15 protein-coding genes are annotated in these 15,648 nt (G+C 40.8%); 12 read left to right on the forward strand and 3 right to left on the reverse strand.

What is annotated here, in order from left to right; all coding sequences use genetic code 11:
• Positions 1 to 145: 145 nt before the first annotated feature.
• The 3 genes from C5Q96_RS01350 to C5Q96_RS01360 form a co-directional block, all read right to left on the reverse strand.
• The gene (locus tag C5Q96_RS01350; RefSeq protein WP_106056505.1) at positions 146 to 1,705 is read right to left on the reverse strand and encodes a hypothetical protein; all 1,560 of its coding nucleotides are present in this window, start codon (positions 1,703 to 1,705) and stop codon (positions 146 to 148) included.
• A gap of 401 nt (positions 1,706 to 2,106) precedes the next feature.
• Positions 2,107 to 3,474, reverse strand: a complete 1,368-nt coding sequence (locus C5Q96_RS01355; RefSeq protein WP_106056507.1) for a peptide MFS transporter — start codon at positions 3,472 to 3,474, stop codon at positions 2,107 to 2,109.
• Between the two features lie 281 nt (positions 3,475 to 3,755).
• On the reverse strand, positions 3,756 to 4,166 hold the full coding sequence (locus C5Q96_RS01360) for a metal-dependent transcriptional regulator (protein ID WP_106056509.1): 411 nt from the start codon (positions 4,164 to 4,166) through the stop codon (positions 3,756 to 3,758).
• A 171-nt stretch (positions 4,167 to 4,337) separates the two neighbouring features.
• On the opposite strand from C5Q96_RS01360, the gene C5Q96_RS01365 reads away from it, so the two are divergent.
• The 12 genes from C5Q96_RS01365 to acrB all read left to right on the forward strand — a co-directional run bounded on the left by C5Q96_RS01365 (position 4,338) and on the right by acrB (position 15,647).
• The gene (locus tag C5Q96_RS01365) at positions 4,338 to 4,721 is read left to right on the forward strand and encodes a Fur family transcriptional regulator (protein WP_106056511.1); all 384 of its coding nucleotides are present in this window, start codon (positions 4,338 to 4,340) and stop codon (positions 4,719 to 4,721) included.
• 61 nt (positions 4,722 to 4,782) lie between these two features.
• A complete protein-coding gene (locus C5Q96_RS01370) occupies positions 4,783 to 5,325 on the forward strand; it encodes an NADH peroxidase (protein WP_106057977.1) in 543 nt (180 codons plus the stop codon).
• A 199-nt stretch (positions 5,326 to 5,524) separates the two neighbouring features.
• A complete protein-coding gene (locus C5Q96_RS01375) occupies positions 5,525 to 5,827 on the forward strand; it encodes a hypothetical protein (protein ID WP_106056513.1) in 303 nt (100 codons plus the stop codon).
• Positions 5,828 to 6,018: 191 nt separating this feature from the next.
• On the forward strand, positions 6,019 to 7,293 hold the full coding sequence (locus C5Q96_RS01380) for a DUF2130 domain-containing protein (RefSeq protein WP_106056515.1): 1,275 nt from the start codon (positions 6,019 to 6,021) through the stop codon (positions 7,291 to 7,293).
• 47 nt (positions 7,294 to 7,340) lie between these two features.
• Entirely contained in the window at positions 7,341 to 7,751 is a 411-nt protein-coding gene (locus tag C5Q96_RS01385) for a hypothetical protein (protein WP_106056517.1), read from the forward strand.
• Between the two features lie 297 nt (positions 7,752 to 8,048).
• The gene (locus C5Q96_RS01390) at positions 8,049 to 8,825 is read left to right on the forward strand and encodes an acyl-CoA dehydratase activase (protein WP_106056519.1); all 777 of its coding nucleotides are present in this window, start codon (positions 8,049 to 8,051) and stop codon (positions 8,823 to 8,825) included.
• A 140-nt stretch (positions 8,826 to 8,965) separates the two neighbouring features.
• Entirely contained in the window at positions 8,966 to 10,210 is a 1,245-nt protein-coding gene (locus C5Q96_RS01395; protein ID WP_106056521.1) for a 2-hydroxyacyl-CoA dehydratase subunit D, read from the forward strand.
• Positions 10,211 to 10,212: 2 nt separating this feature from the next.
• Complete coding sequence (locus tag C5Q96_RS01400; RefSeq protein WP_106056523.1) at positions 10,213 to 11,331, forward strand: 2-hydroxyacyl-CoA dehydratase subunit D; 1,119 nt, start codon at positions 10,213 to 10,215, stop codon at positions 11,329 to 11,331.
• A gap of 38 nt (positions 11,332 to 11,369) precedes the next feature.
• Complete coding sequence (locus C5Q96_RS01405) at positions 11,370 to 12,608, forward strand: CaiB/BaiF CoA transferase family protein (RefSeq protein ID WP_106056525.1); 1,239 nt, start codon at positions 11,370 to 11,372, stop codon at positions 12,606 to 12,608.
• Between the two features lie 66 nt (positions 12,609 to 12,674).
• Positions 12,675 to 13,676, forward strand: a complete 1,002-nt coding sequence (locus C5Q96_RS01410; protein ID WP_106056527.1) for an NAD(P)-dependent oxidoreductase — start codon at positions 12,675 to 12,677, stop codon at positions 13,674 to 13,676.
• Between the two features lie 12 nt (positions 13,677 to 13,688).
• Complete coding sequence (locus tag C5Q96_RS01415; protein WP_106056529.1) at positions 13,689 to 14,831, forward strand: acyl-CoA dehydrogenase family protein; 1,143 nt, start codon at positions 13,689 to 13,691, stop codon at positions 14,829 to 14,831.
• Positions 14,832 to 14,846: 15 nt separating this feature from the next.
• Positions 14,847 to 15,647 carry an acryloyl-CoA reductase electron transfer subunit gamma gene (gene acrB / locus C5Q96_RS01420; protein ID WP_106056531.1) on the forward strand — a complete coding sequence of 267 codons (801 nt, stop codon included), beginning with the start codon at positions 14,847 to 14,849 and terminating at the stop codon, positions 15,645 to 15,647.
• Position 15,648 lies beyond the last annotated feature (1 nt).

The following is a 15,648-nucleotide window of genomic DNA, read 5'->3' on the forward strand; positions in this document are numbered from 1 at the left end:
GAACAGAGAAACAAAATCTCTTAATACAAAATGATTGGGCGTAATGCCCAATCATTCTTCTGCATATAAGATTTTAAACTGTATTTATATAAACTTTAAGAAATATTTTTTAGAAGCAAGCTGGTGCCAAATTAAGCTATTTGCTTTATTTATTTAATATCTTTCTACCACTCACACCAAGTATTGATAGACCGATTATTGATGCAAATAACAAACCAGCGTAGATGATGATATCTGCCGAATCAGAAGTCTTTGGAACGCTCTTAAGCGCTACCTTCTTAATCTTGTTAGCTTCATTAGAACCAGGAGTTCTGTGAACAGAACCACCTGATGTAGGTGGAGTCTGAGTGTTGGTGCTAGGTGTAGATGGAGTAGGAGTGTCAGGCAGGTCAATTACATCTGCCGAAGCAAGTGTACCGGAGTATAGCATGTACTGATTAAGCAATGTTTCCTGGTAAGGGGATTTACCTGCAGTTTGATATGTGGATTTTGCATCTAACATATCGAGCCTTCCTGATGTTGTTAAATCTGGGAGCTTCGCAACATCTAGCACTCTGTACGCTTGTTCTGAACCGTCAGCTCTCTTAACTGTCACTGTTTTTACAGGGATTGTTAATCCATCTTTTACAGTATATGCATAGGAAGCCCTAGTCATGCCTGAAGTAGGTGCCTCTGTAACTTGTAAAACAACCTTTGTTGGGGTGACACTTACGGGCTTAACTTTAAGTACGAGATCTGTCAGCTTATGTACTCCGTGAGTATTTACTGGATTATAAGAAAGGGGAGTATATACATCGCGGGCATTATGAAGTGCAGCAGATTCAATACTATTAGCAAATTCAGATGCATTCGGGTTGAATTTAACAGCATTATTTCCCGTGATTTCATATGTCAACAGATCACCAACTTTGAGATGATCATTAGACTCTATATCACTAGCAATATCGAAAGTAACATCCGAAGTATCGAGAGCATTTAATTTCATGGCATCGGTGAGTGGAATCTCTCTACCTAGTGCGTCGTATACATGGTCACCACTTTGTATATTCAAGTGGTTAACGTTCACGAAGGAATAGGAATTTGAAACTTTTACTGTGTTTCCTTGATTAGAATATGGCTTTAAAACGTATGCTGGAATCGTAAGATTGTTCGAAACAACTACGTTGTTATTAACAGTTATTTTTTGTACAACTGTCTTAGGCGAATCTACGGTTGCAACTGATTCGACAGCATTTGCATAATTAAAGGTATAATGAAGTGAAGAATGACCTGTGGCATTTTCGTTAAAAACTACTTTGAATTTATAACCAACACGACTGCCGGGAACTGCATCCTCTTTATCATTATCTGAACCGGTTATCTGTTTATCTGCTTGGTTGACACCTGCATCAGTAACGATGATTTTACCTATAACTGTATTGGTTCCGCGCAGTGTAATATCTCTGTTTGCAAGATTGCCCATCGCTAAATTGTCAAAACGATATGATACGAAGTCTCCGCTATTAACAGGCCTGTTTATAGATGTATCTACAGAGACAGTATCAGTTTCTGTAAAAGTGTTGGCAGAGCTATTAATGCTTCCAGTGACTACTGCATCTTGAGAGATATCAGCTGGTGTATCTGCAAATATTGAGATTGCTGAAAAACTAAATAGCATTGCTGAAGAAACAGCAATACTCAAAAAACGTCCATAAAGTTTTCTCATATTTTATATCCTCCTAAAATTTCATACACTAACTAAAGTAACTTAACAAGTGTATTATATACCTTTTTTAAAAAAAAGTTACTTTTAGTATCGCTTTAATTATGTTTTTTAAATTATACCGAAATAGTCGGATATAGATTACATAGTATAGTCGTGACGAAAAACCAAGAAAATTGAATTAATTGAGCTTGCTGTTGTTGAAGTGTATAAATGGGAATACTAAGTATAATATTAGCTTCAATTAGATATAAAAAATGTAGCTGCTGAAATCAGCAGCTACATCAGAATTTGATGCTCTCTAGTTACTATATGATATGTTCAGTCTATATAGCTTCATTAAAGAGTATAGAGTCATATATTAATAGTGTAGATATCAGCAATATATTTAAGTCCTATTGCTCTTATGCTTCATCTTTATCCTTAACTAGCGACATTAACTTTCCGTCGAGAGCGAATAGGATGACCGTGCTTACAAATGCAATAGCAGCGATTGTTATACAAGCTTTGGAGAATGCGAACTTTCCACTGAATGCAAATGCATATACATTTCCATATAGCTTAGCTGCTGCGAATAGTCCGAGTCCCCATACTGCTGACATGATAGCTAGTAGACGGCTTGGTGAGTACTGACCGATAAATGCATTTCCTAGAGGTGAGAAGAACATCTCTCCAAGTGTTAGGAATACGAAGAAGATAACTAGAAGAAGTACTGTAGGCTTGCTATCCCCACGTACGATATCTATTACAGCGTAATAGATGTATCCGATTCCGAGGAATCCTAGTCCTAGCCCCAGCTTCTTAAAGATGCTGATATCTCCCTGTGGACGAGCTGCAAGCTTCTGCCATAGAAGAGCAGTTAGAGGTCCAGAAATAACGCAGAATAGAGCGTTTAGTGAGTCGAACCATGTTGTAGGAACAGTAAATCCGCCAACCTTCCAGTTCATATTCTCTGTCCAGTGGTAGTAGATTGGAAGATAAGCTAGATACCAGAACATCCAAAATATTATCTGAAAGGCTGAAACTAGAACGATTGCGGATACACGCTTCTTCTCGAGAAGAGTCATCTTTTGATGTGTCTTTGCCGCTGCCTTCTCTTCAGCCTCTCTCTTTAGCTCTTCTTCGGTCTTGTACATCTTAAATGGCTTCTTGCCATAGTCCTTACCCTTTAACAGCATTCCAACTGTGAACCAGATACAACCAAGAAGCATTGATATAGCAGCAAGTCTAAAGCAAGGACGGAAACCTAGAACATTACCTGATTTAAAGGTGTATTGATAAAGGATTCCAGCAACTAGCGGTCCGAAGAATGCTCCGACGTTAACGAGTGAATAGCGGATAGAATATGCTGAGTTAAGATCCTCAGGGCGTACAACTCTTCCGATAAGTGGACCAGTCTTAAATAGACCTAGACCAAATGCGACGCAGAATACCATTACATATACAAGCGTGGCATCATGTGCAACGGATCCAGAGAAATATCCGATTGCGATGATGAGCATTCCGACCGGAGTAGTATATCTAGCACCTACTAATTTATCGGTGATGAATGCTCCTAGGAAACCTGCAAGATATGAATAAGCGGTTAAATCCGCCTGCATCTTTGCGCCTGTTGTATTAGCAAGACCAAGTCCACCAGATGCAACAGCAGTGGTAACAAAAACTAGAATCAGAGAACGACCAAGATAAAATGATAGACGTTCAAAGATCTCTGTGCAGCCACAAACCCAAAACGCTATCGGGAATTTGCGCTTTCTTTCAAGTTCTGTCATGAGATACCTCCTTAATAAGGTGTGACAGCAATAACTTACGATCTCCGTCTTGACTGTACCTTGTGCAAAAGGAAAAAGTGCACATGTATCAATAATCAAAACAGGGAAGAAAACACACTATTAATATATGGAATTACAATCATATATTATAATTTAATTTTGCCATACAAGGCGTGACAAGTAAACATCTATGCAAGATAAAGGCATAATTGTAGCGCAAGAAAAAACCATCTCTTGATTGAGATGGTGGATTATATGCTTATAAAATTATATTAGAGACACTATGCCGACGGTTCTTCCTCATGATTCATCGCAGGGCACTCTGCCAAGAAGTTGTTAACATGGTTACAAATAGCTTCGTATGTCTCTTGGCTGATATCATGCTCGATTTTGCACGCATCCTCATCAGCAGTTTCCTTATCAATACCAAGCAGGTTTAAGAAACGGGAAAGCATCTTGTGCCTATCGTAAATTTTTGTAGCAATAGACATTCCAGTCTCAGTGAGGTGAATCAGACCATCATCGTCCATAGTAATGTAGCCGTTCTCTCTGAGCCTTTTGGTAGCATATGAAACGCTAGGCTTCGTAACATCGAGATGCCTTGCAATATCGATGGACTTAATGTATCCTCTCTGCTCACTAAGCATCAGCATTGTCTCTAAATAATCTTCTGAAGACTTCTGAATTTTCATGAAATATCCCTCCTTCATTTATAGTTAGATTAGCATAACGAATAGATAATATCAACATTACTGGTATATTAAATGATAAATTTAAATTTTTCTCAATTTAGTTGTTGACAATCTAATCTGATGTGGTATTATATTGATAACGATAATGATTATCAATATTAGAGGAGACTAATGATTAAGTATAGCAAGCAGCGTCAAGCGATTAAAGACCAATTATCGAATAGAGGAGATCATCCGACAGCTGAGACTCTATATTCTGAGCTTAAAACTAATATGCCTAATCTTAGTATTGCAACTGTATATAGAAATCTTAAGCAACTTGAAGGAATGGGTGAAATTTCGACAATTATCACGGATGGGGCGATGAGGTATGATTATAATGTGAAGCCCCACGCACATTTTTTCTGCAATAGATGTGGTGCTGTCCTCGATATTGATACCGATAAGGAGCAAATCGTTAAAATTGGCCAGGGTAGTTTTACTGGCTCAATAGAGGGGTGCGAGGTTAAATTTTATGGACTTTGTACCGACTGCGTGGCAAAGAGCCGTGCATAGATGATTAACAAGATGACTTTATTTTATGTATTTCAGCAATGCTGAAGAAGGGAGTATGAAAATGGCTAAGTATGTATGTCAGGTATGTGGTTACGTTCACGAGGGAGATCAGGCACCAGAGAAATGTCCTGTTTGCGGAGTTCCTGCGGAGAAGTTCAAGAAGCAGGAAGGTGAGATGTCTTGGGCAGCTGAGCATGTTGTAGGTGTTGCTCAGGGTGCTAGCGAGGACATCATGGCTGATCTAAGAGCTAACTTTGAGGGAGAGTGTAGCGAGGTAGGTATGTACCTTGCAATGGCTAGAGTTGCTCATAGAGAAGGATATCCTGAAGTTGGACTATACTACGAGAAGGCTGCTTACGAAGAGGCAGAGCACGCTGCTAAGTTCGCTGAGCTTCTAGGAGAGGTTCTAACAGACAGCACAAAGAAGAATCTACAGTTGAGAGTAGATGCTGAGAATGGTGCAACTGCTGGAAAGTTTGACCTAGCTAAGAGAGCTAAGGCTGCTAATCTAGATGCAATTCATGACACAGTTCATGAGATGGCTAGAGATGAGGCTAGACACGGTAAGGCATTTGCTGGACTTCTAAAGAGATACTTTGGCTAAATCCAATAATAAGTGCAGATACTATTCATAAAAGATATGGGGCTTATGCCCCATTTTTTAATACTTTAATTCGTTTTTCATAAGTGGTTCTTTATCATTGCGTCACCTAAAACACAAACACGATGTGTTATAATACGCGATATAAGAAAAGCAATATATCATCGATATGGTGAAGGTTAATACATAGGGGGAAAATGAGATGTACTATCGTGATGATGGTGGCCTCGGCTGCTTGATTGGAATATTTATAATGCTGATACTTTTGTCAGCGGTGATGGCTATAATTTTAAGCCCTGTTTTTTGGATTGTTGTCGGCATACTTGTGCTATTTCAGGCTATCTCGAAGAGGTTCGGAAGACGTAGATCAGATGAGTCTAAGCAATATTATTATTCGGAAACTAGGTCTTATCATAGAGATGACTCTGCTAGTAAGGAACTAGAAGATGAGTTTACCAAGGATGCGGTAGATGTAGATGTAGAGGTAATATCCGATGATAAGTAGCTGGGAATAGCCTTAATCGTGCATAATGATCAATCGCACATATATGATATTTTGATTAGTAATGTTACTAAAATAAAGGATGGTTATTTGATTGATTTAAATTTAAAAAATAACTTCGGTGATGAGATTAAAGGTTTTTCACCGAAGCTTTTTTGTATAAAATAGTAGTATCACTTCGTAGGAGGAATATTATGCAGCAGATAAAATGCCCTAAGTGTGGCGAAGTATTTCAAATAGATGAAGCCGGTTATGCAGCAATAGTTAAGCAGGTCAGAGATAGAGAATTTAATATTGAGATAAAGCGTGCTGAGGAACAGTACAAAGAGGATAAAGCTGCGGCTGTTAGCCTTGCGAAGGCTGAGACAGAAAAGAAAGTCCAAGAAATTATTTCAGATAAAGATCAGGAAATAGTAAGGCTTCGTGCTAGCATCGAGGCATATGACAAGGAGAAAGCATTAGCAGTCAATGAGGCAGTACAGCAGAAGGAATCTGAATATAGGAAGTTAGTCGATGAAAAAGAATCTGAACATCGCAAGGTAGCAGCTTCTCTAGATGAAGAAATTTCACAAAAGAAGGAACAGCTTCAAAGGCTTTCTGGCGAGCTAAAGGTTAGTGAAAAGCAGGCCGAGCTAAATATACAGGTGCTTAAGGACGAGTATGAGACTAAACTTAAGATGAAGGATGAACAAATAGATTACTACAAGGATCTCAAAGCTCGCCAATCCACGAAGATGGTTGGCGAGACACTAGAACAACACTGTGAGATAGAATTTAATAAGCTCAGAGCAACTGCATTTCAGAATGCATATTTTGAAAAGGATAACGATGCTCGCAGTGGAAGCAAGGGCGATTATATATTCAGAGAGAATGATGCGGCAGGGCTTGAGGTCGTATCTATAATGTTTGAAATGAAGAACGAGATGGATACGACAGCAACAAAGCATAAGAATGAAGATTTTTTCAAGGAACTTGACAAAGACAGAAAAGAAAAAAAGTGCGAATATGCAGTGCTCGTTTCGATGCTAGAGTCTGAGAATGAATACTACAATCAGGGGATTGTGGACGTATCGCATAGATATGAGAAGATGTATGTGATAAGACCGCAGTTCTTCATTCCGATGATATCACTGCTTCGCAACATGGGATATAACTCTCTAAAGTACAAGCAGGAACTGGAGACGATTAAGGCACAGAATGTTGATATCACCCATTTCGAGGAAGACATGGAGAATTTCAAAAGTGCTTTTGCGAGAAATTATGATCTGGCTTCTAGAAAATTCCAGGAAGCGATAGATGAGATAGATAAATCGATTAACCATCTTGAAAAGATCAAGAAGGCTTTAACTTCCTCAGAGAATAACTTGAGGCTAGCGAATAATAAAGCCGAGGATTTGACGATAAAAAAACTTACCAAAAATAACCCAACGATGCAGGAGATGTTCAAATCGCTTGAAAAGAGTGAATAAATTGTGTTAAAATACTACACTAGATTAATTAGAAAAGGAATAATGAAATGAGCAAAGGTAAGCAGAGACCACCACAATACATAAGACAGTCGAAAGGCTATCAGCAGAATTTATATAAGAAACAGATGAAAGAGCAAGATATCCAGGTTCCAAAATCTATCAATATTGAAAAGATAACAAAGATTAATAGAATTCTTGGAATTGTATGGGTTATTTTGATTTTTGCTTGCGGATTTTTCTGGACATGGATTGCAGCAGCAGTGTTGGCTGTAGCAGGTGCTGCATATATGGGCGGATTCTTCGTGTACATGACTAATTATTCCAAGAAGTATCTTGGTGCGTATAAGAAGATGGGGGTACCAAAAGAGATGTATATGAAGCAGCTTAAAAAGAATGGTACAGATGCCAAGAGCATGGAGAGAATGTCAAAGCTTTGGGATAAGATAAAGGTTAATTAATTTTATAATTAAGATTTATCTTATATATAAATAGCGCGGATTGGCGAATGTACGGATGGTGCTATTACAATTTTTTATAGGAAAAACTATTTTAAGAAGGGGATTACCCCTTCTTTTTTTATTAAAAACGCTTAGAAATTCAATTATGGGGGTCATAAAAATAAAACCATTAAAAATTATTAAATACACACTTGAAAAACAACTATAATATTTTTTTAACAAAGTTGGTTGACTATAAAATAACGAGATATATAATGAAATTGTACATAGAGACGTACATGGGAAGGAGATTATCAGATGTTTACTCTTGGGCTAGACATAGGATCAACTACATCGAAGAGCGTGATACTCGAGGATGGAAAAAAGATTGTCGCAAAGGCTCTAAGAGTTGGAGGGCTTGGTACAGCTGGTCCAGAGGAAGTCATAGCGGAGATTATGAAGGTCTCAGGACTTAATGAATCTGATATTTCATGTAGCGTTGTTACTGGTTATGGAAGAAATAAGTACGAAGGCTGTGATCTAGAAGTAAGCGAACTCACATGTCATGCACTAGGGAGTCAAATTATTTTTCCTGAAGTGAGGACTGTAATAGATATAGGCGGTCAGGACGCAAAAGTAATCTGCCTTAACGATTCAGGAAGGATGACAAACTTTGTGATGAATGATAAGTGCGCAGCTGGGACAGGTAGATTCCTAGATGTGATGGCGAACATACTAAGAGCAGATATTTCTGAATTAGAGGTATTAGCATCAAAAGCGGATAGTCCTGCTACTATCTCAAGCACATGCACAGTCTTTGCTGAATCGGAAGTGATTAGCCAGCTTGCTAATGGTGAGAGCAGAGAAAATGTGATCGCTGGAATCTGTAACAGCGTAGCCTCAAGGGTTAGTTCACTTGCGCGTAGAGCCGGAGTCAAAGAGAAGGTATGTATGTCAGGTGGCGTTGCAAAAAACGGTGCAGTAAGAGATGCGATGAGTAAAGCTCTCGAAGTTCAGATAGAGTATGATTCACTTGCACAGTATTTTGGAGCAATCGGTGCAGCTGTTTATGCTTTTAGAAGTAATAAAAAATAGATTTACTGCTCATAAGGGCAGTAAAAAATTTACCAAATGATGTTATAAAATTAACAATAATAGTGCAGATTGAGTTTAAAGTTAAGATATACAATTAAACTTTCCTAATAGATTAACAAAATAAAAGAGGAGGTATGGTTATGGCAGAGGAAATCAAAAAGCCTAAGAAGCCAATTGATCCTAATTCAGCTAAATTCAAGCTTGGGAAAATTGCTGGTGATGCATTTGCAAGTGCGATTGAAGCTAAGAAGGAAGGTATTCCAGTTGCATGGGTTTCAAGTAACTTTCCGGTAGAGATACCAGAGACTTTAGGCATCGCTACTGCATATCCTGAAAATCAGGCTGCAGGAATCGCTGCCCGTGGTGCAGGGGAGAGAATGTGTAACGTTGCAGAAGCAGATGGTTATTCGAACGATATCTGCGCATATGCGAGAGTGAGCCTCGCATACGCCAAGCTCAAGGAGTGTCCAGAGCAGGATGTAGCGATGCCAGATGTGCTTCTATGTTGCAACAATATCTGTAACTGCATGATCAAGTGGTACGAGAATCTAGCAAGGGATTTAAATATTCCGATGATTATCCTAGACATACCATTTAACCCTGATTACGAAGTATCTGACGCTGAGGTTGAATATGTTTCCGCTCAGTTCTGGGACGCAGTTCACCAGCTCGAGAAGCTATTTGGACTAAAGTGGGATGATGAAAAGTTCAAGCAGGTTACAGGTTTTAGCTGCAGAGCGAGCAGAGCTTGGCTCGATGCGACAGCACAGGCAAAATACGTACCTTCTCCATTCAATGGATTCGATCTATTAAACCACATGGCTGTAATGGTTACGGCGAGAGGTAAGGAAGAAGCAGGCGAGGCAATGGAGACACTTCTCAAGGAGTATAAGGAAAATCACCTAAATGGAACAAGTACATTTAGGGCAGAAGAGAAGTACAGAATCATGTTCGAAGGAATCGCTTGCTGGCCATATCTGAGAGCAACATCTCATGGTCTCAAAGATCGCGGCATCAACATGGTGACAACGATATATGCGGATGCTTTTGGGTTTGACTATCATTCATTCGATGAGATGATCAAGGCTTACTGCAGTGTACCAAATGCTATAAACCTCGAGAAGTCGAGAGATAAGAGAATAAAGCTTTGCAAGGACAACCACGTGGAAGGATTGCTTGTACATACCAATCGTTCATGCAAGCTGTGGAGCGGATTCATGTACGAGATGAGCAGACAGATAGGAGAGGCTTGCGATATACCAGTTACAAGCTTTGATGGAGACCAGGCAGACCCAAGGAACTTCTCTGAGGCACAATATGATACGAGAGTGCAGGGCCTTATGGAAATTATGGAGTCAAACAAAGCTGAGAAAGGAGATAAGTAGCTATGACATACAGTTCAATTAAAGAGTTTCATGAGATAGCATCATCTCCTCGCAAACAGATCGATAAATACCTTGCAGAAGGCAAGAAAATCGTGCTTACAGTTCCTTACTACACACCCGATGAAATTGTATACTCTATGGGGCTTGTTCCAATGGGAACTTGGGGCGCAGACATGGAGCTTAACAGAGCGAAGGAATACTTTCCTGCATTCATGTGCTCTATCGTGCAATCAATCCTAGAACTAGGAATCTCCGGAAAGTTCAAGGGTGCGAGCGCAATCATAATCCCGTCTCTCTGTGACACTCTCAAGACTATGGGTGAGAACTGGAAGTATGCAGTACCAGACATCAAATTCATACCTATGACCTATCCGCAGAACAGAAAGCCTGCATATGGAATCGCCTATACGAGGGCTGGATACGAAAGAGTCATTAAGGATCTTGAGGAATGTACTGGCGCGAAGTTCTCGATGTATAGGCTAGCTGAATCGAACAAGCTTTATAACGAACACAACGAAGCGATGAGACGAGTGGATGAATTACTTGCAAGACACGCAGAAGTGACGGTGCAGGAGAGAAGCGATATATTTGCAAGCGCTAACTATATGCTTGTAGAGGAACATACCGCTCTTGTAAAAAAACTTATCGCCGAGCTTGAAGCTTCCGAGGAGAGCGTAGGTAATTATCCGGTGGTTGTATCTGGAATTCTTACCGACATGACAGGATTAAGTGAAGCTTTCGATGAGATAGGAATTCATATCGTAGCAGATGATGTCTGTGCACATTCAAGGCAGTATAGAACTGATGTGCCAGATGGAGATGATCCACTACAAGCTCTCGCTGTTAAATTTGCAAACACTGACAATTGCTCAGTTCTCTATAACGTAGAAAAGCCAAGAATTCAGTGGATTATAGATATAGCGAAGGAGAGAGGCGCAAAGGGAGTTGTCGTGGTAATGACAAAGTTTTGTGATCCTGAGGAATTCGACTTCGTATGTATTAAGGAAGCTTGTGAAAAAGCGGATTTACCACTTGCCCTAGTTGAGGTTGACAGGCAGATGAAGCAGTTTGAACAGGTTAAGACTAACCTCGAAACATTCCGTGACATGTTAATGTTTTAAAACGCATCAAACATATAGATAAATTCAAGGAGGATAAAATGGGAAATAGACCACTTGAGGGAATCAGAGTTGTTGAGATGGCAACATTTATCGCAGCACCTTGTACAGCAAGGTTTCTAGCTGACCTAGGAGCTGAAGTTATAAAGGTTGAGCCACCTATGGGAGATCCACTACGATACACTGCGGTTAATGAAGGAAGACCTTTAGACCAGAAGGAGAACACATCCTACGACCTTGAGAATGCAGGCAAGACCTGTATCTCGCTCAACACAAAGTCTGAGGAGGGAAGAGAGGCTTTAGAGAAGCTTTTGGCAACTGCGGACGTATTTATCTGCAACTGGCGTCAGTCACCTCTGAAGAGAGCAGGGTTAGATTGGGATACTCTGCATGAGAAATACCCTAAGCTAGTGTACGGATATGTATCAGGATACGGAGAAAAAGGTCCTGATAAGGATCTCCCAGGATTCGACTTTACTGCATTTTACGCAAGAGGCGGCATCTTAGGACCTCTTCGTGACAAAAACAGCTTGCCAATGCTAACAGTTCAGGGCTTCGGAGACCACCAGGTTGCTATGAACCTAGCAGCCGGAGTTCTCGCAGCACTATTCAAGGCTAAGATGACTGGTGAAGGTGATCACGTAGTGGTATCGCTATTCCACAGCGCAATATGGGATATCTCACTGATGCTGCAGGCAAGCCAGTACGGAGCAGATAGCACTCAGTACCCTATGGAGAGGTGGAAGCTAGGTAATCCGCTTGTGCTCTGCTATGAGACAGCTGATGGTCAATGGCTACAGATAGCAATGCCTCAGTACGATAGACATTATCCAATACTGATGAACGCTATGGGCTATCCAGAACTTGCTGACGATGCTAGATATTATCCACAGAAGAATCTAATTCCTAATCGTGAAGAGTTCTCAGCGTGGATAACTGCAGAGTTTAAGAAAAAGACTTGCGACGAATGGTGCAAGCTGCTGGATGCAAATGATTTGCCATACGCAATTGCTCAGGAGTGGGACAGCCTCCTAGAAGATAAGCAGGCATGGGCATCGGATTGCTTCTATGAGATGTCTTATAGCAACGGAAACAAGCGTACACTCGTAAGACCTCCAGTTTTATTCGACCAGATGGGACTACCTCCATATGAGAGAGGACCTTATCTTGGAGAGCAGACAAAGGATATTCTCGGTGAACTTGGGTACTCTGCCGAAGCTATAGATGAGTTAATAAAGAGTGGTGCTGCAATCGATATGGATCCAGCACTTAGGGACTAATTTAAAATATACAGGGAAAATGCATAGGTTTGACACAAGAAAAGTGATTTACAAAGGAGAAATGGTATGAAAATTACTGCATATGAAGTTAGACCTGATGAAGAGCCTGTCATCAGAAATCTATGTGAGAAGTACGGTATAGACGTGGTTATTACAAGAGCAAATCTTGACGATACTACAGTTAACCTTGCTGAAGGAAGTGATGGAATCACTACTCTAGGGCAGAGCACATATTCTAACGAGGTGCTTGATGAACTAAAGAAGATGGGTGTTAAGGTACTAGCATCACGCTGCGTAGGATACAATCACATGAATGTTGAGTATGCTAAGAAGCTTGGATTTAAGCTTTGTAACGGTACATATGCTCCAAATGGAGTTGCGGAATACTCTGTAATGGCGATACTGATGTGCATGCGTCACCAGAAGAAAGCGCTGTATAACACAAATGACAACGACTTTACACTAAAAGGCAAGATGGGTAGAGAGCTTAGATCTCTCACAGTGGGAGTGCTAGGCGCAGGAAAGATTGGTAAAACCGTAATCAAGATTCTAAGTGGATTTGGCTGCAAAATCCTAGCATATGACGTAATTCAGGATGACGAAGTTAAGGAATATGCAACATACGTTGATATGGATACCATATACAAAGAATGCGACGTAATAACAATCCATATGCCACTACTGCCAGCTACAACCGGCATGATTGACAAAGAGGCTGTGGCAAAGATGAAGGATGGAGTAATCATCATCAACAATGCAAGAGGTGAACTACTCGATGTAGATGCTATTATCGAGGGTATTGAAAGTGAAAAAATCGGTGCACTCTTCTGTGATGCATTTCCAGGAGAGACTGGTATTATCCACATTCCACATAGCACAGACATTATCAGAACTGAAGGAATGCCTTACTTTAAGCTTAAATATCTGCGTTCATTCGTAAACGTATATCACACACCACACATGGCATTCTTCACTGAAGAGGCAGCTGAATCTATGGCAGCATGTGGAGTTGACAGCATCTATGAGATTTTGACAGAAGGTAAGTCATCTCATGAAATACCATGCTAAGGAGGTAAATAAATGATTTTAGATCGAAAGCATGCACTTCAGCAGAAACTGTTCCGCGAGTTTGCAGAGACAGAATTCACCAAGGAACTTCAGGATGAATTAGATGAAACGGGTGAATTTAACTGGGATATGCACAAGAAAATGGCCCGTTATGGATTTATGGGAGTGAAGATTCCTGAGGAGTACGGCGGAGCTGGAGCTGACAGCTTGACATACGTACTCATGGATGAAGAGTTCGCTCGCCAGGATGCAGTTCTTGCAATATATGCAAATACATCAAATTCGCTCGGCGGAGGACCTCTTCTGCTCGCAGGAAGCGAGTCTCAGAAAAAGGAATATTTACCACAGGTTGCAAGCGGTGAGAAGATTCTCGTGTTCGGACTCACTGAACCTGGCGCAGGTTCAGATGCAGGTGGAACTACTACAACAGCAATTCCGGATGGTGATGACTTTATCATCAATGGTCGTAAGTGCTTCATATCTGGTGCACCTATGGCTGACTGGATTATCATCTATGCAAAGACAGATCTATCTCAAAAGGGTTCTCGCGGAATCTCGATGTTCATCGTAGATATGCACGCAGATGGCGTATCGCTCGGAGCACCAGAGAAAAAGATGGGAATCAATGGATATCCAACTTCTGATGTAGTATTTGAAGATGTAAGGGTGCCAAAGGCAAATCTTATCGGACCTCTCAACAAGGGCTTCCAGTATGCAATGAAGACGCTTGACGGAGGTAGACTCGGAGTAGCTGCTATGTCGGTAGGAGTAGCTCAAGGCTGCCTAGATGAGGCTGTAAAGTATGCAAAGGAGCGAAAGCAGTTTGGCCGCAGAATCGCAGATTTCCAGGGCGTGAGCTTCATGATCGCTGAGATGCAGGCTGATGTTGAAGCTGCAAGACAGCTAACATATCACGCAGCTACGCTCAAGGACCAGAATTCTCCTCAGGCAGGAATGGCTTGCTCTATCGCTAAGTACTTCGCTGCAGAAGCTGCAAACCGCTGCGCTTACAAGGCTGTACAGATTCATGGTGGATATGGCTATATCAAGGAATATAGAGTAGAGAGACTTTATAGAGATGCTCGTATCATGAGCATATTCGAAGGAACCAGCCAGATTCAGGAAGTTGTAATCGCAAATAATTTGCTTAAGTAGAGGAGGAAGGAATAAATGAAAATTTTTGTAACAGTAAAACAGGTTCCTGATACCTCCGGCAAGGTTGCAGTAAACGAGGATGGAACACTTAACCGCGCTTCAATGCAGACTATCATCAATCCTGATGACCTTAATGCTGTAGAGCAAGCGCTCACTCTAAAGGAAGAGTTTGGATATAAGGTAGTAGCTTTCACGATGGGGCCTATGCCAGCTGAAGGAATGCTAAGAGAACTAATGGCAATGGGCGTAGATGAGACAGTACTGGTATCTGCTCGTGAATTCGGAGGATCAGACACATATGCGACTTCTCAGATCCTTGCAGCAGCAATAGATACTTATGGAATCGAAGAGGATGACATAATAATCGCTGGTCGTCAAGCTATCGACGGTGACACTGCGCAGGTAGGACCTCAGATTGCTGAGAAGCTACATCTACCACAGGTTACATATGCCGGTGAAGTTACCAAGGAAGGCGAGTCCCTTATCATCAAGAGAATGCTCGAAGACGGATATATGCTCGTAAAGGTTCCAACACCTTGCATGATTACTTGCATCAAGGAGCTCAATACACCTAGATATATGAGCGTAATCGGAACTGAAAAGTGCTGGGACATGCCACTTAAGATAATGGATTTTGCAGCACTTGAGAATCATCCACTTATCGATAAGACTACCATTGGACTAAAGGGTTCTCCAACCAATATCTATAAGTCGTTTACACCTCCAGTTAAGGGTGGCGGCATGATTCTAGAAGGTTCAGACAAGAATACCACTGATGAGCTTGTATCGATTCTGACAGGCAAGCACATCATATAGA

Source organism: Mogibacterium diversum (assembly GCF_002998925.1).
Classification (GTDB): Bacteria; Bacillota; Clostridia; order Peptostreptococcales; family Anaerovoracaceae; genus Mogibacterium; species Mogibacterium diversum.